General features: G+C 56.1%; 18 protein-coding genes. 10 read left to right on the top strand and 8 right to left on the bottom strand.

Annotated elements, in window-relative coordinates:
• Positions 1-133: 133 nt before the first annotated feature.
• On the bottom strand, positions 134-1,573 hold the full coding sequence (gene tolC, locus JZ655_RS17715) for an outer membrane channel protein TolC (RefSeq protein WP_207292416.1): 1,440 nt from the start codon (positions 1,571-1,573) through the stop codon (positions 134-136).
• Between the two features lie 202 nt (positions 1,574-1,775).
• On the opposite strand from tolC, the gene nudF reads away from it, so the two are divergent.
• From nudF to parE, 5 genes are read left to right on the top strand one after another with little or no spacing between them, the layout of a single operon-like run.
• The gene (gene nudF / locus JZ655_RS17710) at positions 1,776-2,405 is read left to right on the top strand and encodes an ADP-ribose diphosphatase (protein WP_046885849.1); all 630 of its coding nucleotides are present in this window, start codon (positions 1,776-1,778) and stop codon (positions 2,403-2,405) included.
• Entirely contained in the window at positions 2,406-2,828 is a 423-nt protein-coding gene (locus tag JZ655_RS17705; RefSeq protein WP_040073991.1) for a DUF1249 family protein, read from the top strand.
• A 28-nt stretch (positions 2,829-2,856) separates the two neighbouring features.
• Positions 2,857-3,684, top strand: a complete 828-nt coding sequence (gene cpdA, locus JZ655_RS17700; protein ID WP_040073992.1) for a 3',5'-cyclic-AMP phosphodiesterase — start codon at positions 2,857-2,859, stop codon at positions 3,682-3,684.
• Positions 3,684-4,265 (top strand): esterase YqiA, encoded by a 582-nt coding sequence (yqiA, locus tag JZ655_RS17695; protein WP_040073993.1) that lies wholly within the window; start codon positions 3,684-3,686, stop codon positions 4,263-4,265. The genes cpdA and yqiA overlap by 1 nt, the downstream gene beginning before the upstream one ends.
• A gap of 28 nt (positions 4,266-4,293) precedes the next feature.
• Positions 4,294-6,186, top strand: coding sequence for a DNA topoisomerase IV subunit B (gene parE, locus JZ655_RS17690; protein WP_040073994.1), 1,893 nt, complete (start codon positions 4,294-4,296; stop codon positions 6,184-6,186).
• Positions 6,187-6,227: 41 nt separating this feature from the next.
• Here the strand turns inward: parE and JZ655_RS17685 are convergent, their stop codons facing one another.
• On the bottom strand, positions 6,228-7,067 hold the full coding sequence (locus JZ655_RS17685) for an AraC family transcriptional regulator (protein ID WP_207292415.1): 840 nt from the start codon (positions 7,065-7,067) through the stop codon (positions 6,228-6,230).
• Positions 7,068-7,233: 166 nt separating this feature from the next.
• Between JZ655_RS17685 and JZ655_RS17680 the strand changes: the two genes are divergently transcribed.
• The 3 genes from JZ655_RS17680 to JZ655_RS17670 are packed head-to-tail and all read left to right on the top strand — an operon-like array spanning position 7,234 to position 11,551.
• Positions 7,234-9,051 carry a DUF2264 domain-containing protein gene (locus JZ655_RS17680; protein WP_207292414.1) on the top strand — a complete coding sequence of 606 codons (1,818 nt, stop codon included), beginning with the start codon at positions 7,234-7,236 and terminating at the stop codon, positions 9,049-9,051.
• A 31-nt stretch (positions 9,052-9,082) separates the two neighbouring features.
• On the top strand, positions 9,083-10,336 hold the full coding sequence (locus JZ655_RS17675; protein WP_040073997.1) for an oligosaccharide MFS transporter: 1,254 nt from the start codon (positions 9,083-9,085) through the stop codon (positions 10,334-10,336).
• Positions 10,337-10,363: 27 nt separating this feature from the next.
• Positions 10,364-11,551: a glycoside hydrolase family 88 protein gene (locus JZ655_RS17670; RefSeq protein ID WP_207292413.1), complete on the top strand. Its 1,188-nt coding sequence runs from the start codon at positions 10,364-10,366 to the stop codon at positions 11,549-11,551.
• A 12-nt stretch (positions 11,552-11,563) separates the two neighbouring features.
• Here JZ655_RS17670 and JZ655_RS17665 read toward each other — a convergent pair whose 3' ends face one another.
• The 6 genes from JZ655_RS17665 to qseB all read right to left on the bottom strand — a co-directional run bounded on the left by JZ655_RS17665 (position 11,564) and on the right by qseB (position 15,708).
• Positions 11,564-12,091 carry a hypothetical protein gene (locus JZ655_RS17665; RefSeq protein ID WP_207292412.1) on the bottom strand — a complete coding sequence of 176 codons (528 nt, stop codon included), beginning with the start codon at positions 12,089-12,091 and terminating at the stop codon, positions 11,564-11,566.
• Positions 12,092-12,130: 39 nt separating this feature from the next.
• A complete protein-coding gene (gene lysM / locus JZ655_RS17660) occupies positions 12,131-12,571 on the bottom strand; it encodes a peptidoglycan-binding protein LysM (RefSeq protein WP_040074000.1) in 441 nt (146 codons plus the stop codon).
• 100 nt (positions 12,572-12,671) lie between these two features.
• Entirely contained in the window at positions 12,672-12,986 is a 315-nt protein-coding gene (locus tag JZ655_RS17655; RefSeq protein ID WP_040074001.1) for a putative quinol monooxygenase, read from the bottom strand.
• A gap of 29 nt (positions 12,987-13,015) precedes the next feature.
• Complete coding sequence (locus JZ655_RS17650) at positions 13,016-13,597, bottom strand: NAD(P)H-dependent oxidoreductase (protein ID WP_040074002.1); 582 nt, start codon at positions 13,595-13,597, stop codon at positions 13,016-13,018.
• A gap of 105 nt (positions 13,598-13,702) precedes the next feature.
• Complete coding sequence (gene qseC, locus JZ655_RS17645) at positions 13,703-15,052, bottom strand: quorum sensing histidine kinase QseC (protein ID WP_207292411.1); 1,350 nt, start codon at positions 15,050-15,052, stop codon at positions 13,703-13,705.
• Positions 15,049-15,708 carry a quorum sensing response regulator transcription factor QseB gene (gene qseB / locus JZ655_RS17640; RefSeq protein WP_207292410.1) on the bottom strand — a complete coding sequence of 220 codons (660 nt, stop codon included), beginning with the start codon at positions 15,706-15,708 and terminating at the stop codon, positions 15,049-15,051. Before qseB ends, qseC begins: the two co-directional genes overlap by 4 nt.
• Before the next feature lie 138 nt (positions 15,709-15,846).
• Here qseB and JZ655_RS17635 point away from each other — a divergent pair, with 138 nt between their 5' ends.
• Entirely contained in the window at positions 15,847-16,254 is a 408-nt protein-coding gene (locus JZ655_RS17635) for a YgiW/YdeI family stress tolerance OB fold protein (RefSeq protein WP_040074005.1), read from the top strand.
• A gap of 119 nt (positions 16,255-16,373) precedes the next feature.
• Positions 16,374-18,632 (top strand): DNA topoisomerase IV subunit A, encoded by a 2,259-nt coding sequence (gene parC, locus JZ655_RS17630; RefSeq protein ID WP_046885857.1) that lies wholly within the window; start codon positions 16,374-16,376, stop codon positions 18,630-18,632.
• The last annotated feature ends 167 nt before the right edge of the window (positions 18,633-18,799 follow it).

The following is an 18,799-nucleotide window of genomic DNA, read 5'->3' as shown; positions in this document are numbered from 1 at the left end:
TTGGCTTACGTTTATACCGGACAGAGTTCAAACTGCCTGTGCCTCGGCTGTCTGCAATTCGAAGGGATCGGGTTGTATTTATCGGTTGGTGTGAAAACAGACCCGGCCTGAAAAATCAGGCCGGGTTAGCGCATCAGTTGCGCAGCATTCCGGTAGAGACCGGGCGTGCGGCTGGAGCGGCACTGTTCGCGGCATAACCATCAGCGGACGCATCCTGACCTGGATTTTCCGGCGCCACGGATTCTGGCGTGGTAGAGATAGGTTTACCCAGGGAGCTGTTCAAAATCTGCAGGTCCTGTTCATTCAGGGTTCCCAGGGCAGATTTGATGTTCAGCTGGTTAATCAGGTAGTTATAACGCGCATTAGACAGCTGCTGCTTGGCGTTATAGAGCGTGGTCGTCGCATCCAGCACGTCAACAATGGTACGGGTACCCACTGAGTAACCGGCTTCCATCGCATCCAGAGAGCTCTGGGCAGAGACAACGGCCTGTTTATAGGCGTTGATGCTGCTGATGGAGGCGTTCACGTTGTTAAAGGAGGAACGTACAGTCTGCACAACGCTGCGGTGTGCGCTTTCAAGCTGCTCGCTCGCGCCAACAAAGTTGTACTGCGCCTGTTTAACCTGCGAGTTCACCATTCCGCCCTGATACAGCGGCAGGGAGAAGCTCAGGCCAACTTTGTTCTGACCTACGTCAGCGTTATTATTGATGGAGTTGGAGCCGCTGTAACGTGAGTTAGAGATGCTGGAGGAGGCATTCAGATCCAGGGTTGGCAAGTGGCCATCCTGCGCCTGACGAATCTGTTCACGGGCCAGGTCCTGGCTCAGACGTGCCTGCAGCAGGCTCAGGTTACGGTTTTCAGCTTCTTTCAGCAGGGCATTCACCGCCTGCGGCTTATCGGTTTTGAAGCTGTCGACGTTCAGCGAAGCCAGTTGCGGGTAGTAATTACCGGTGACCTGACGCAGCTCTTCAACGGCGTTATCAAGGTCGTTACGCGCGGTCACTTCGTTCGCCAGCACGCTGTCGTACTGTGAACGGGCGTTCTGTACGTCGGTGATCGCCACGAGGCCAACGTTAAAACGCTGGGTGGTCTGATCCAGTTGACGGTAGATAGCCTGTTTCTGGGCTTCGATATAAGAGAGGGTATCGATAGCGCTCAGCACCTTGAAGTAAGCCGTCGCGGTGTTGAGAATCAGGGTTTGTTGATCGGTCTGGAAAGTGACATCCTGAATACCGGCAGATTTTTCCTGCAGGGTCAGAGCACGCCATTTAGACATATCAAACAGAGTCTGGGTTAACTGCAGAGAACCGCTGGTCACGTTTGAGTCCTGACCGTTAGCATCGCGATAGCCGTTAGTGTAGGAATAGTCAGCCCCTAAACCGAGTTGCGGCAGAAGTGGGCTGCGTGCTTCATTAATCTTCTCAAAGGCAGCATCACGGTCGGCAGCGGATTTACGCAGTTCCGGGTTGCTCAGTCGTGCCTGCTTATAAACCTGTAACAGGTCCTCTGCCTGACTCATCGCGCTGAAACCCGTCAGGCTCAGGCCGATGAGAATGGGGAGCAATTTCTTCATTTGCTTTCCTTGTTGTGAAGCTTTGTTAGCGCTGATCTAATTAAAAATAATTTACCGATTCTAGCAGACTTCGCCAGTACAAAAGGTTGGCGTTCCGTGCCATCCGGCAGTAACTCGCAGCAATTTACCATACTGTCTGAGAAACCGCATTTTAGAAGATTTGAAAATCGAAATAACATCACCACTTTTACAGGACACTCTCATGCCTATACCGGAAAAGATGCCAGTGACTTTCAGCAAAAATGATGTAGAAATTATTGCACGAGAAACGCTCTATCGCGGATTTTTTTCGCTCGATCTTTACCGTTTTCGCCACCGCTTGTTTAACGGCGAAATGAGTGGCGAAGTGAAACGCGAAATTTTTGAGCGCGGGCACGCCGCAGTATTGCTACCCTTTGACCCAGTGCGCGACGAAGTGGTACTGGTAGAGCAGATTCGTATTGCCGCATTTGATACCAGCGAAAGCCCGTGGTTACTGGAGATGGTGGCCGGAATGATTGAAGAGGGCGAAACAGCGGAAGATGTCGCCCGTCGCGAAGCCATGGAAGAGGCCGGGCTGGTAGTAGGCCGCACCAAACCGGTGTTGAACTATCTCGCGAGCCCGGGTGGCACCAGCGAGCGTTTATCTGTTTTGGTAGGCGAAGTGGACGCCACGACCGCACAAGGTATACATGGTCTGGCTGATGAAAACGAAGACATTCGTGTTCATGTGGTGAGCCGGGAGCAGGCTTACCTTTGGGTAGAAGAGGGGAAAATCGACAACGCAGCTTCTGTCATCGCTTTGCAATGGCTCCAGCTGCACTATCAAGACTTACGAAATGAGTGGAAATGAATGAAGCGTTATACACCTGACTTCCCTGAAATGATGCGTTTGTGCGAGACCAACTTCGCGCAACTCCGACGCCTGCTGCCGCGAAACGACGCGGCTGGCGAGACAGTGAGCTATCAGGTGAGCAACGCGCAGTATCGGTTAACGATTGTGGAATCTACCCGCTACACTACGCTGGTCGAAATTGAGCAGACGGCCCCATCCGTCAGCTACTGGAGCTTACCGTCGATGACGGTGCGCCTTTACCACGATGCGATGGTCGCGGAAGTGTGTTCAAGTCAGCAGATCTTCCGCTTCAAAGCGCGGTATGATTACCCAAATAAAAAGTTGCATCAACGTGACGAAAAGCATCAAATTAATCAGTTTCTGGCCGACTGGCTACGATACTGTTTAGCACATGGAGCGATGGCGATTCCGGTTTGTTAGCGTCGTGAAACCTACCTAAGGACACCATTTGGAAAGCCTGTTAAACCTGACTGTTGCTGGTGGGGCGCCAGTCAGGGTACTACAAATTACTGATACTCACCTGTTTGCCGAAAAGCATGAAACCCTGTTGGGGGTGAATACCTGGGAGAGCTATCAGGCTGTCCTGGATGCGATTCATGCTGAAAAGCGCGAATACGATCTGATTGTCGCCACGGGTGATCTGGCGCAGGATCAAACCGCTGCGGCCTACCAGCGCTTCGCTGAGGGTATCGCGAGCTTCAGCGTGCCCTGCGTCTGGTTGCCTGGCAACCACGATTTCCAGCCTGCGATGTACAGCGCGCTTCAGGATGCGGGCATCTCGCCTGCCAAGCGCGTCTTCGTGGGCGACCACTGGCAAATTTTGCTGCTCGATAGCCAGGTGTTCGGCGTACCGCACGGCGAGCTGAGTGAATTCCAGCTCGAGTGGCTGGAAGATAAGCTCAACGCTGAGCCCGAGCGCCATACCCTGCTGTTATTGCACCATCATCCGTTACCTGCGGGATGTAGCTGGCTTGATCAGCACAGTCTGCGCAACTCTGCCGCATTGGATCAGGTGCTGGTGAAATTCCCCCGCGTAAAAAATTTGCTCTGTGGTCATATCCACCAGGAGCAGGATCTCGACTGGAACGGTCGTCGCCTGCTGGCTACGCCATCCACCTGCGTGCAGTTCAAACCCCACTGCGCCAACTTTACGCTTGATACCATTGCGCCGGGCTGGCGCTGGCTGGAACTGCATGCTGATGGCAGCTTAACGACGGAAGTTTGCCGCCTGCAAGGAACCGCGTTCCGTCCGGATACGGCTTCAGAAGGATACTGATGTCAGCACTTCTTTATCTCCACGGTTTTAACAGTTCGCCGCGCTCTGCGAAGGCAACACAGTTTCGCCAGTGGCTAAATGTTCATCATCCACAGGTTGAGATAATCGTGCCGCAGCTGCCGCCATACCCGGCCGATGCTGCAGAACTGCTGGAATCTATCGTGCTGGCGCACGGCGGTGAACCGCTGGGCGTCGTGGGCTCTTCTCTGGGCGGATACTACGCCACCTGGCTGTCACAATGCTTTATGTTGCCTGCGGTGGTGGTGAATCCGGCAGTTCGGCCATTCGAGCTGTTACGGGACTTTCTCGGGCAAAACGAGAACCCCTACACCGGGCAGCAATATGTGCTAGAGTCACGCCATATTTACGATCTCAAAGTTATGCAGGTAGACCCGCTTGAAGCGCCGGATCTTATCTGGCTGCTGCAACAAACGGGCGATGAAGTGCTGGATTACCGCCAGGCAGTGGCGTATTACGCCTCTTGCCGCCAGACTGTAGAAGAGGGCGGAAATCATGCTTTCACGGGCTTTGAGAATCATTTCACCCAGATTGTCGATTTTCTTGGACTGCACAGCCACTGACAATCAATGCGAATTGCTAGTTTAAATCATGACGCAAACCTATAACGCTGATGCCATTGAGGTACTCACCGGGCTAGAGCCGGTTCGCCGCCGCCCGGGGATGTACACCGATACGACGCGCCCAAACCATCTGGGCCAGGAAGTTATTGATAACAGTGTGGACGAAGCGCTGGCAGGCCATGCCAAACGCGTCGACGTCATCCTGCACGCCGATCAGTCGCTGGAGGTCATCGACGACGGGCGTGGTATGCCGGTGGATATTCACCCGGAAGAGGGCGTACCTGCCGTTGAGCTGATTCTCTGTCGTCTGCATGCGGGCGGTAAGTTCTCTAACAAGAACTATCAGTTCTCGGGCGGTCTGCACGGCGTGGGGATCTCCGTCGTTAACGCCCTGTCTAAGCGCGTGGAAGTGAACGTCCGTCGCGACGGCCAGATCTATAACATCGCGTTTGAGAACGGTGAAAAGGTGCAGGATCTGCAGGTTGTCGGCACGTGCGGCAAACGCAACACCGGCACCAGCGTCCACTTCTGGCCTGACGAGAGCTTCTTCGACAGCCCACGTTTTTCCGTTTCCCGTCTGACGCACCTGCTGAAAGCGAAAGCGGTGCTCTGCCCGGGTGTGGAGATCACCTTTAAAGATCACGTTAATAACACCGAGCAGAGCTGGTGCTATGCCGATGGTCTGAACGACTATCTCTGCGAAGCGGTAAACGGCCTGCCGACCCTGCCGGAAAAACCTTTCGTCGGTAATTTCGCCGGCGACACCGAGGCGGTGGATTGGGCATTGCTGTGGCTGCCGGAAGGCGGCGAGCTGTTGACCGAAAGCTACGTCAACCTGATCCCGACCATGCTTGGCGGCACCCACGTCAACGGCCTGCGTCAGGGTCTGCTCGATGCGATGCGTGAATTCTGCGAATACCGCAATATTCTGCCGCGCGGCGTGAAGCTGTCGGCGGAAGATATCTGGGATCGCTGTGCCTACGTGCTCTCCGTGAAGATGCAGGATCCGCAGTTTGCCGGACAGACCAAAGAGCGTCTCTCTTCACGCCAGTGCGCGGCCTTTGTCTCCGGGGTGGTAAAAGATGCCTTTACCCTGTGGCTGAACCAGAACGTGCAGGCGGCAGAAATGTTGGCCGAAATGGCCATCTCCAGCGCCCAGCGTCGTCTGCGTGCGGCGAAGAAAGTGGTGCGTAAAAAGCTCACCAGCGGCCCCGCGCTGCCGGGCAAGCTGGCGGACTGCACCGCGCAGGATCTCAACCGCACCGAGCTGTTCCTGGTAGAAGGGGACTCGGCGGGCGGATCGGCCAAGCAGGCGCGCGATCGTGAATATCAGGCGATCATGCCCCTGAAGGGTAAGATCCTCAACACCTGGGAAGTCTCTTCAGACGAAGTGCTGGCCTCGCAGGAAGTGCACGATATCTCTGTCGCGATCGGGATCGATCCGGACAGCGAGGATCTGAGCCAGCTGCGCTACGGCAAGATCTGTATCCTTGCGGATGCGGACTCCGACGGGCTGCACATCGCCACGCTGCTCTGCGCGCTGTTCGTGAAGCACTTCCGTACGCTGGTGAAAAACGGCCACGTTCACGTGGCGCTGCCGCCGCTCTACCGTATCGACCTCGGCAAAGAGGTTTACTACGCGCTGACGGAAGAAGAGAAAGCGGGCGTGCTGGAGCAGTTAAAGCGTAAGAAGGGCAAACCCAACGTGCAGCGCTTTAAAGGGCTGGGCGAGATGAACCCGATGCAGCTGCGTGAAACGACCCTGGATCCCAACACGCGTCGTCTGGTACAGCTGACCATCAGCGATGAAGACGAACAGCAAACCAACGCCGTGATGGATATGCTGCTGGCCAAGAAACGTTCGGAAGACCGACGTAACTGGCTGCAGGAGAAAGGCGACATGGCCGATATCGAAGCCTGATAAACAAGCCCTGCGATGCAGGGCTTTTTTGTGCCTGAAGATTAGTCGCTGGCGTGGTTTTTACGATACTGCAGCGGCGTCTCCCCAATCCCCTTGCGAAAGGCGCTGATAAACCAGGTCACGTCTGAAAACCCCACCCGCGCGGCGATATCGCGCACGCTCTCTTCGCTATGCAGCAGATATTCGCACGCCTTACGCAGCCGCAGGGTGTTCAGATAGTCGTGAATTTTCTCCCCCGTTTCGGCGTGAAATTTTCGTGACACATAGCTGCGAGACTTTCCCAGCGCCTGCGCCAGCGTATCCAGCCTGAATTTCTCACGATAGTGCTCATCCAGCCAGAACATCACCTGGCTGGCAATCCCGTGGCTGCTGCCGCGCTCGCCGTCTATCTCCTGAGGCAGCATGGCGAAGAGGCTAATCAGCAGGCTGGCGATACGCTCTGCATTAAGCGGGGGCTGGTAACAGCTAAACAGATGATCGAGATGGCTATGGCAGTGGGCCATATCCACGACCCACGCCGGTCCGCCACGGCGTGAGAGCTGCTGCAGGCGCTGCCGGGTCTGAGGGAAATCCCGCAGTGCCTTTAGTACCGCGTGGTGATCGAGATGAATAATGGTGCGGCGATAGCTGGCCTCGGCCTGCTCATCCACCATCACCTTGTGCAGCGTAAAGGGGGGAAAGAAAAAGAGCCGCCCGGGGCGCATGGTGTAATGTCGGTTATCAACAATCGCCACGCCAAACCCCTCTTCAACGTAGAGGATCTCCAGACACTGGTGCCAGTGGTGGTAGCGCACGGTGTTGGCAAAGAGTCGACTGAACGACACCAGGGTATCGTTTAAGGTAATAAGCTCAAGAAATTCAGATTGTGGCGTTTCGCGCATAGTGCAATAAAACTCAATTTTTACCCCTCTCTACGTCGTTATAAACCACCTTTTTAAATTTTCTCAACGGGGAGTTCATTCATCTCTCACTCCTGTGACCGGGCTAACATTTCTGCGCCCGACGGATTCACTATGCTTTGCCGCAGTTGATTACGAGGGCAAGCGTATGTGGGCGGTAGAGCAAGAAAAATCAAATCCGTTGTCTTCCCGTCAGGATCTGGTTACGGCCCTGAATGGGATGCTGAGCGCGCTGGATAAACAGTTTCCGGCCGGGCGTTCGCGCTTTTCGCTGGGGAAAACCAGCGCGCACTACGCAACAGACATTGCCGAAATGGAGGGGCTTTCCCGCGTGCTGTGGGGGCTGTTTCCATTGATGGCAGGAGGGGACACCACCCCCTTTAGCGACAAATATATCAACGCTATGCGCATTGGCACCGATCCGACGCACCCGGACTACTGGGGAGAAACTGCCCCTTACGATCAGCGGCTGGTAGAGATGGCGGCCTACGGTCTGGGGCTTACGTTATTACAGGAGAAGCTCACCGACCTGTTTAGCGAGCGCGAGGTCATGAACCTGCACGCCTGGTTAAACCAGATCACCGACGCGGAGATGCCCGACAGCAACTGGAACTATTTCGCCATTATGGTTCAGCTCGGTTTTAAACGCGCCGGGCTACCGTACGATCAGTCCGCCATCGATCGCCGTTTTGCGATGATGGATGCCTACTACCTCGGCGACGGCTGGTACTCCGACGGTGCTGGCCGTCCGAAAGATTATTACATCTCGATGGCGTTCCACTTTTACGGCCTTATCTACGCCACACTCAGCGGTGATGACGAGCGGGCCGCCGTGCTGCGCGAGCGTTCCCGCCTCTTTGCGGACGATTTTATCTTTATGTCTGCCGCCGATGGCGCGTCGATTCCGTTCGGCCGCAGCCTGACCTACCGCTTCGCGATGGTCGCCTTCTGGAGCGCAGTGGCATTCTCCGGGCTGGAGGTGTTCACCCCCGGCATCGTAAAGGGGATCATCCTGCGCCATCTGCGCTGGTGGCAACAGCAGCCGATTACCGATCGCGACGGGATCCTGACGCTCGGGTTTGCTTACCCCAACCTGGCGATGTGTGAAGACTACAATTCCCCCGGCTCGCCTTACTGGGCGTTGAAAACGATGCTGATTCTGGCATTGCCTGAAGCGCACCCGTTCTGGCAGGCGGAAGAGCAACCGCTGCCGCCGCTGGCTGAAAAGCGCGTGCTCCCGAAGGCCCAGCAGATCCTCATTCACGCGCCACAGTCGCAGCATGTCACCCTGCTCACTGCCGGGCAGCTGGAGCTGAATAATTACGTTAATACCGAGGCGAAATACACCAAATTTGCCTACTCCAGCCGCTTTGGCTTCACCATCGAGCGTGGGCGCTATGGTCTTAAGCATGCGGCCAGCGACTCCATGCTCCTGCTGGCCGACGGCGATAACTACTACCGCGGCCGCCGCGACTGCGAGGAGGTTCGCGTTGATGAGAACGTCATCTTTTCACGCTGGTCGCCGTGGCATGACGTGCATGTCGACACCTGGCTGATCCCGTTTGGCGAATGGCACCTTCGTCTGCATCGCATTAACAGCGCACGGACATTGCAAACGGCGGAAGGGGGCTTTGCGGTACGCAAAACCGAGCCGCAGGCCGACGAGCGCGGGGTGAGCCTGGTGGCGGATAACGGCATGAGCCGGATCGTCGATCTCTCACCGGTCATCCATCGCCGTGCGGAAAGTATTGTCACTCCGCCAAACAGCAGCGTCATGTTCCCGGAATGTGCCGCTATCCCGCTCCTTACCGGCGAGATTGCTCACGGTGAGAGCTGGCTCTGCTGCGCCGTGTTTGCCAGCGGAGCGCCTGTCAACCACGGGGAACCCCCGCGGCTGGAAATCAATAACCGGCAGGCCGTAATCAGCCAGCCCGGAAGCGAACGTCAGCTGTCGTTCATTTTATAAAGCCCTGCACCTGAATGTCGGCGAGGATGGTATGAATAACAGAATTGAATATTACAAAATCAGTAGTTTTATTTTTCTCTATTTCTTTACCTGGTCCGCAAGTATTGGCTTGCTGGCTATCTGGCTAGGACAAAAGGCGAATTTGAGCGGTTCGGTCATCGGCACGGTATTTGCGGTGAACGGCATCTTCTCCGTCATTTTGAAACCTATCTATGGCTATATTCTCGATAAGATCGGCATGAGCAAATATCTGCTCTATTTTGTGGTGGCGATGTCTGCGCTGATGGCCCCGTTCTTTATTTACGTTTATCAGCCGCTGCTAATGTCCAACACCCTGTTGGGGATTATTATCGGGGCACTCTATTTAAGCTTTGCCTGGTATGCGGGCGTGGCGGCGTGCGAATCCTATTCCGACCGCTTTAGCCGCCTGAACGGCATGGAATTTGGCCAGATCCGCATGTGGGGATCGCTCGGCTGGGCGGTAGCCTCGTCATTCTCGGGCCTGCTGTTTAACCTTTCTCCGGCATATAACTTTATTATGGGCAGCGTGGCCTCTGTGATCATGCTGATTGTGCTGCTGAAACTGAAAGTGAACACTAACTCCGTCCATGCCGGCGACGTGCTGACCAAAGAGAAAATTGCCCCGGCGGATGTCTATGCGCTGCTGCGCAACCGCAAGTTCTGGGCATTCTGTCTTTACGTGGCGGGCGTAGCCTGGATGATGTTTATCGCCGAGCAGCAGTTCTCGCGTTATTTCGTCACCTTCTTCGATGATATTCACCAGGGCAACGCGGTATTTGGTTATCTGGGCACCGTGCAGTCAGGGATGGAATTTGTCATGTATATGGTGATCCCGCTGTTTGTGAACTTTATTGGCGCAAAACGGGGATTATTAATTGTCGGGCTGGTGGTCGGGGCACGCCTGATTATTTCCGGCATCTGCGACTCACATCTATTAATTTCTGTTCTCAAGCCGCTCTATGGCCTGGAAATCTGTCTGCTGCTGGTATCGGTCTTTAAATATATCGCCGAGCATTTCGATAAACGCGTCAATGCCACCATGTATTTGTTGGGGTATCAGGCGATGTTGTACGTCGGGAATGTGGTGGTCTCTTCGCCGGCTGGCTATATGTACGACCGCATTGGCTTCGAGCAGACCTACATCATCATGGGTGCCACGGCGCTGACCTTTACGCTGATTTCTGCCTTTACGTTATCCGCCTGCCAAAGCAAATGGCGCAGTGCGCAGCCGCTTAACGTCGCAGAACAGCATTCAACTCGCTAATTTACGCCGTTAAAGAAGGAACCAAATATGTTAAATCAGATTGCCCTTGAGCGCCTGACCGGGATTGCCGAGCCTGTAGACGAGAGGGCATTCAGCGATGAATTACGCTCAGCCCGCAGCCATGTTCTGGAACTGATTGGCCGTCATTTAGAAACCTTTGGCGAGCAGTTTCCGGCAGAAACCTGCCAGGAGGGCTATTACCCGCTGACCGACAACGTGGAGTGGACCACCAGCTTCTGGACCGGGCAGCTTTGGCTGGCGTGGGAGATGAGCGGTGAAGAGAAATACCGCGCCATGGCCGAGAAACACGTCCGTTCGTTTGGTCTGCGTATCGCCGGGCGCAATGATACCAATACCCACGATCTCGGTTTTCTCTATACGCTCTCCTGCGTCGCGGCCTGGCGGTTGACGGGAAACCGCGAAGCGCGTGGCTTCTCGCTGCTGGCGGCAGAGGCGCTGCTGGAGCGTTTCCATGACAAGGCGAAGATCATACAGGCGTGGGGCGATCTGACCGATCCGGATCAAGCCGGACGGATGATCATCGATTGCAATATGAATCTGCCGCTCCTCTACTGGGCGACGGAACAGACAGGCGATCCGCGCTTTGCCGATGCCGCGAAAGCCCACGTCATGCAGGCGGCGACCTGGTTGATCCGTGAAGATGCCTCGACCTTCCATACCTACTATATGGACGTTAACACCGGCGCGGCGCGTTATGGCAATACTCAGCAGGGCTACGCCGACGATTCGTGCTGGTCGCGCGGCCAGGCGTGGGGAATTTACGGCTTCCTGCTGAGCTATATCTATACCGGCGACGCGGCGATGATTGACCTGTCAAAACGGCTGGCAAACTATTTCCTTAATCGGCTTCCGGAAGACTATGTCTGCCACTGGGATCTGGCGCTGGTCGGAACCGACGCGCTGCGTGACTCCTCCTCGGCGGCTATCGCGGTATGCGGCCTGCTGGAGCTGGTGAAACATCTGCCAGCCACCGATCCGGACCGGGAGCGTTATCTGGCCTGGGCAAAAGGGATCATGTCGTCACTGACGAAGCACTACCTGATGGGCAAAGAGGAGAAGGGGACGGGCCTGCTGAAGCACTCTGTTTATCACCTGGCAAGCAATAAAGGGGTGGATGAGTGTGCGAGCTGGGGGGATTACTTCTATGTAGAGGCGCTGGTGCGCTTTACGCAGAGCTGGAAGCTGTACTGGTAACAGGCTGGGGTGTTACCACCCCAGTACCTCTTTAATGACGCGCCGATAGGGCGTATCGATCTGAGACGGCACGCGGCGCATGTAATCCTTTGCATGGCTGCGGGTCTCGCCGCTGAGGCTATCCAGATAAGCGATAGCCTCGTCCGCGGTTGGCACCCGGCCTTCCAGCGACGCGCTGCGGGGCGGTAGTCCGGTCCAGATAACCGCCTCGATGTCTCGCTGTGCGGCCCAGGTCGATAGCTCGCCCACATGGCGACCCGCTATCAGCAGCGAACCAATGCCATCGCAGCGCTCCTCCGGTATCCCTTCACGTGCGCGCAAAGCCTGGCAGGCGAGACTCAACTGGTCTGTATCCAGCCATGCCCAGAGCACCGGTACAGCAGGCGCATTCATGCAGATGGCGGTCGCCAGTTCGCCGCCATCGCTCACCCGGCAAAACTCGACGGGCAGGGAAGGCCCGTCGGTTTGCCACTCTCCGGCGACAGGTAACGCGCCGCTTTTCCAGATTAACGAACCCCAACCCAGACACGCAATTTTCATCCTGTTCCTCTGTGCGACGTGAACCGATAGCCTCAGACGTTATGCTTTAGGAATACGCAGCGTCTGACCCGGGTAGATTTTGTCGGGGCTGGAGAGCATCGGGCGGTTAGCCTCGAAGATTTTGTTGTACTGATTGGCATCGCCGTACACGGTTTTGGAGATGGCGCTCAGGGTATCGCCCGATTTTACCGTGTAGTAGGTGGCTTCATCTTTGGTATCGGAAGCGGTGATGTTGTTTTCCACTTCGCTAACGCCCGCAATGTTACCTACGGCAACCTGAATCTTCTCTTTCTGCTCCTGGGTGAGGCCATCGCCGGTCACGCTGGCTTTACCGTCGGTGACGTTGACCTGAACCTTCTCGGCGCCAGGTATGTTGAGTTTTTTGAGATGTTCGGTGACTTTTTCGCCCTGGTTTTTATGGTCCGTCAAATTGTCCCAGAGTTTTTCACCTGCTTCTTTAACGAAGTTAAAAATGCCCATACTACCCCTCCTGTTAGATATGAAGACAGAATAAGCATAGCAGGCAAAGGGAAAGTTAATCAGTCTTCACCGATGAGGGCGAAGACTGATTAGGATTACATCAAGCCGCAGGCTCGAGGATGCGAATGTGCGTTTCCAGCACATCACCTTTAACGGCATCGCTCCAGGCTTTCATGTGCGGCGTCTGCAGGTGGGCTTCAAGATGGGCCACGGTTTCCCACTGTTCTACCATGATAATGGAGTCTGGCGCGGTGGCCTGGAAGCTGGCGCTGGTAGCAGCATCCACCATCGGCGCATAGCCGTGGCAGCCCTCTTCTTGCAAAACGGTGGGGATAATTTTTGCAAACTGATCCAAGACCGCCTGGCGGTGGTGTTGACCAGGGCGGGTGCGGATTTCAGCAATAATGGTAAGCATGATATTTTCTCCTGATAACAGGCTTCCAGTTAAGCAAAAATTTCCGCCAGATGCTTGCGATATTCTGCGATATAACGCGGCACGTCAGGCATTTTAATGACATCGTTAACGATAAAGGTTGGCAGGCTTTCCATTCCGAGGAACTGGTTGGCTTTGTGGAAAGGCAGATAGGCACCGTCTACGCCTACTCCTTCAAAGAACTGATCCGGGTCGGTGAAGGCATCCAGCGGGGCATTCCAGGTCAGGGAAAGCATATACTTTTTGCCCTGAATCAGGCCGCCTGAACCATATTTTTTAGACGCATCTGAACGGGTACGGCCGTCGCTGGCATACAGGGAGCCGTGACCTTCGGTGAAGACGTCATCCATATACTTTTTCACAGTCCATGGCGCGCCCATCCACCAGCCCGGCATCTGCCAGATAACGACATCGGCCCAGAGAAAGTTCTGCACTTCCGTTTTCACATCATAGTCGCCGTCTGCGCGGACGACTTTAACATCATGCCCGGCGTCGCGCAGAAAACCATCCGCGACCTCGGTCAGGGTGTCGTTCAGTTGGCCTTTTGAGTGCGCGAACTCTTTCGCGCCATTGATAATCAGTACGTTGCTCATTATTTGTCCTCGGTGGTGAGAGTATGCCGAGTATTCTACGCGCGAGGACGGAGCGGAAAAATAAGCAAAATGTGCATAGTCTTTTGCGTTATACGCAATAATCGCTTACCAGCTAATCTGGACTTCAACGCCAGCGTCGGCTGCATTTCTCAGCGAGACGTGCATTCCGTGCAGGGTGGCGATGCGTTTCACAATCGATAAGCCCAGCCCGCTGCCGGTGGCATCCTGTCCCGGCGGACGATAAAAGCGTTCACCGATCCGCGCCAGCGCGTCGGGTGAGATACCGGGGCCGTTGTCACGCACGATGAAGCTGCGGCTATCCAGCGTCACGTCCACGACGCTACCGCGCGGGCTGTAACGTATGGCGTTATCCAGCAGATTACGCACCAGCAGACTGAGGAGCAGTTGTTGCCCCATGCGTTTCACCTCTGGTGCATTGATATGCAGACGTAGATCGATGCCCGCCTGCTGCGCCGGATGATAGCTCTCCATCACCGCCGACTGGAGTAAATCAGCCAGTAAGAGGGGTTCTACTCCGTCCAGGTTATCCAGCGAATCCAGACGCGACAGCGTGAGGAGTTGATCGACCAGCCGGGAGGCGCGGTCGATACCGGCATGCAGCTGCGCCAGCGCTTTTTCCTGGGCCTGCGGGTCGTCAAGGGAGAGCTGCGCCACGTCGGTCTGTACCTTCAGGGCGGCCAGCGGACTGCGTAGCTCGTGGGCGGCATCTGAGGTAAAGCGACGCTCGCGGCTCATCATCGCCTGGGTGCGGGCAAACAGTTGATTCAGCGCGTCGAGAAGAGGCCGTACTTCCGTGGGGACCCCCTCCGTCGGCAGCTTGTCGGTGGCATCGGGTGAACGTGTACGCAATGTCTGCGCCAGCTTTTTCAGCGGCTTCAGCTCGCGGCTTAACAGAAGGATAAGCAATAGCAGCATCACGGGCAGGGCCAACAGCCACGGCGTGAGCTGAGATGTCACCACCTCCAGCGCCATCTCCTCGCGATACTCCCACTCCTGACCCACCACAATACGGTATTTTCCATCCGGGGAGGTCAGCCACAGAAAGCGCCACGCATCGTTGTCATCTTCGAGGTGTCCGTTGGTAAAGCCATCCCGCCGCCAGCGATACGGGATCTCCTGCCCGTTTTCCCCATCGTGTAGTACCCGCTTCCCCTCAGGGGTAAAGATGGCGAACGCCAGGGCGTCGTCATCCAGATGACCATGCCGGGCTTTTTCCGGCACGTCGCGCAGGCGTGCAGAGGCGTTTAGCTCATCGAGATCCATCGTCAGCAGGCGTTTAGCAAATAACATCTGCTGGGTATCGAACAGCTTATCAAGCTTGTCAGTGGTCTGCTGCCAGGCCACCACGCTTGCTGCCAGCCAGGCCGCCAGGGCCAGTATCAGAAAGAGAAAGGTGAGCCGCAGCTTCAGGCTCAGGCGTTGGGTCAGTTTCATGCGTCACCCAGGGTATAACCGATGCCATGCACGGTGCGGATAAACTCGCTACCGAGCTTGCGGCGTAAATGATGAATATGCACTTCAATGGCGTTGCTCGACACGTCGTCGTCCCATGTGTAGAGCTTCTCTTCGATCTGTTTACGTGGTAACACGCGCCCGGCATTGCGCAGCAGGAGCTCCAGCAGGGCAAACTCTTTCGGCTTCAGCACCAGCGGAGCGCCCTCCAGCGTCGCAACCAGCCTGACCGGATCCAGCGCCACCTTGCCGTGCTGAAGCAGGCTCTGGCTCTGACCATGGCTGCGGCGCACCAGCGCCTCCAGACGGGCCGCGACTTCGATAAGGGCAAAGGGCTTACAAAGATAATCATCGGCCCCCAGGCGTAACCCCTCCACACGCTGTTCAAGCGCATCGCGGGCGGTGAGGATCAGCACCGGCTCGCTGCGCCTCTGGTCGCGCCAGGCGCGCAGGATCGCCAGCCCATCGATCCCTGGCAGAGTCAGGTCTAAAACCACCGCGTCGTAAGGGGCGCTGAGTAACGCCGCCTGCCCGGTGTGGCCGTCGGTGAACCAGTCGACGCTAAAGCCCATTTTGGTGAGGCCTGCTTTGATGCCATCCCCGATAAGCTTGTCATCTTCTACCAGTAAAATGCGCATATTCCCTCCTTGATGCCGTCAGTAAACCCTCTGCTTCAGCCTGCTGTACAGTAAAAATAAATAAATTTTCCCCTTAAGAAGTTGTTAAGGTTTACCCTGTTTAATGGATTGCGAAACGACATTAAAGGGAGAGTTAAGATGAAAAAATATGCTGCAATTGCTGCCATCATGATGATGACCACGGCCCCGGTCTTTGCTGCCCAGGGGGGCTTTAACGGCCCGACAGCCGCACCGGCTCAGACGCAAACCGAGACCCAGAAGGGCGGTTTTGTCGATAACGACGCCAATCTGACCACGGCGGCAAAAGTGAAAGATCTGAAGGACGACAGCTGGGTGAAGCTGCGCGGAAATATCACTCAGCGCCTCTCTGACGACCGTTACACCTTCCGCGATGAGAGCGGCACGGTAGACGTCGAGATCGACCACAAACGCTGGAACGGCGTGACGGTGACCCCGCAGGATAAAGTGGAAATTCAGGGTAAAGTCGATAAAGAGTGGAACGAGTTTGAAATTGACGTGAAGCAGGTCATCAAACTGAACAAATAACCCTAAAAAGGACCGCTTAGCCGGTCCTTTTTCTTTGTGACTCAACACGCCAGATAGGGTAGTATCTGCGGCAATATTGCCTGAAGCCAACAGGTTTCTGAGTTGAGGAATCACAATTAATGAGCGATATGGCAGAGCGCCTCGCGCTACATGAATTTACCGAAAACGCCTACCTGAACTACTCCATGTACGTCATCATGGACAGGGCGTTACCCTTTATTGGCGATGGCCTGAAGCCGGTTCAGCGTCGCATCGTTTATGCGATGTCCGAGCTGGGGCTGAGCGCCAGCGCCAAGTTCAAAAAATCAGCCCGTACCGTTGGTGACGTGCTGGGTAAATACCATCCGCACGGCGACAGCGCCTGCTATGAGGCGATGGTACTGATGGCCCAGCCGTTCTCTTACCGCTATCCGCTGGTCGATGGCCAGGGGAACTGGGGGGCGCCGGACGACCCGAAATCCTTTGCGGCGATGCGTTATACCGAATCGCGCCTGTCAAAATATGCGGAAGTGCTGCTGGGCGAGCTCGGCCAGGGTACCGTTGACTGGGTACCTAACTTCGACGGTACGATGCAGGAGCCCAAAATGCTGCCTGCGCGTCTGCCAAATATCCTGCTGAACGGCACCACCGGTATCGCCGTGGGCATGGCGACGGACATTCCGCCGCACAACCTGCGCGAGGTGGCGAAAGCCGCCATTACCCTGATTGAACAGCCTAAAACCTCGCTGGACGATCTGCTGGATATCGTGCAGGGGCCAGACTACCCGACCGAAGCCGAGATCATTACCTCCCGCGCGGAGATCCGCAAAATCTACCAGAGCGGCCGCGGCTCTGTCCGTATGCGTGCGGTATGGAGCAAAGAGGACGGCGCCGTGGTGATCACCGCGCTGCCGCATCAGGTCTCTGGCGCGAAAGTGCTGGAGCAGATCGCCGCCCAGATGCGCAATAAAAAGCTGCCGATGGTCGACGACCTGCGCGATGAGTCGGACCACGAGAACCCAACTCGTCTGGTGATTGTGCCGCGCTCTAACCGCGTGGACATGGAACAGGTGATGAACCACCTCTTCGCCACCACCGATCTGGAAAAAAGCTACCGCATTAACCTGAACATGATCGGCCTGGACGGGCGCCCGGCGGTGAAAAACCTGCTGGAGATCCTCACCGAATGGCTGGCGTTCCGCCGCGATACGGTGCGTCGCCGTCTGAATCACCGTCTGGAAAAAGTCCTTCGACGCCTGCATATCCTCGAAGGTTTGCTGGTGGCGTTCCTCAATATCGATGAAGTCATTGAGATCATCCGTACCGAGGATGAGCCGAAGCCAGCGCTGATGTCGCGCTTTGGCATCAGTGAAACCCAGGCCGAAGCGATCCTGGAACTGAAACTGCGCCATCTCGCCAAACTGGAAGAGATGAAGATCCGCGGTGAGCAGAACGAACTGGAAAAAGAGCGCGATCAGCTGCAGGCGATTCTGGCCTCCGAGCGCAAGATGAACACCCTGCTGAAGAAAGAGCTGCAGGCCGATGCCGATGCCTTTGGCGACGATCGTCGCTCTCCGCTCCATGAGCGCGAAGAGGCGAAGGCGATGAACGAGCACGACATGCTGCCGTCCGAGCCGGTGACCATTGTGCTTTCCCAGAGCGGCTGGGTGCGTAGCGCCAAAGGTCACGATATCGACGCGCCGGGCCTGAGCTACAAAGCGGGCGATAGCTACAAAGCGGCGGTGAAAGGGAAGAGCAACCAGCCGGTCGCCTTTATCGACACCACCGGTCGCAGCTATGCCATTGACCCGATTACGCTGCCATCGGCACGCGGACAGGGTGAGCCGCTCACCGGCAAGCTGACGCTGCCGCCGGGGGCAACCGTTGAGCATATGCTGATGGAGGCCGAAGAGCAGAAACTGCTGATGGCCTCTGACGCGGGCTACGGCTTTATCTGTACCTTTAATGACCTGATCTCACGCAACCGTGCCGGTAAAGCGCTGATCAGCCTGCCGGACAACGCCCATGTGATGCCGCCGCTGATCGTTGAGAACGAAAGCGACATGCTGCTGGCGATCAGCCAGGCCGGCCGTATGCTGATGTTCCCGGTCAGCGACCTGCCAGAGCTGTCGAAAGGCAAGGGCAACAAGATCATCAACATCCCTTCCGCTGAAGCTGCCAAAGGCGAAGATGGCCTGGCGCATCTGATGATTTTGCCGCCGCAGAGCACGCTGACCATTCACGTCGGCAAGCGTAAAATCAAGCTGCGTCCGGAAGAGCTGCAGAAGGTGGTGGGCGAGCGCGGACGTCGCGGTTCGCTGATGCGCGGCCTGCAGCGTATCGACCGCATTGAGGTTGACGCGCCTAAGGCGTCGCGCGCAGGCGATAGCGAAGAATAACGCCATTTTCCCCCTCCGTTCTGGAGGGGGATCTCGCTAAAATTTCCTGTAAAGCCGTTGTTAATTCGTGCGTTGCGATTAACAATACGGGTTTGCGGATCCGTTCGTAATCCAGGTCCTGACTGAAATTGACATACCATTATCCGCTGTCAGGGCTTTTGAGGTCG

Source organism: Leclercia pneumoniae (assembly GCF_017348915.1).
Classification (GTDB): domain Bacteria; phylum Pseudomonadota; class Gammaproteobacteria; order Enterobacterales; family Enterobacteriaceae; genus Enterobacter; species Enterobacter pneumoniae.
This window is presented reverse-complemented; position numbering and strand designations above follow the sequence as displayed.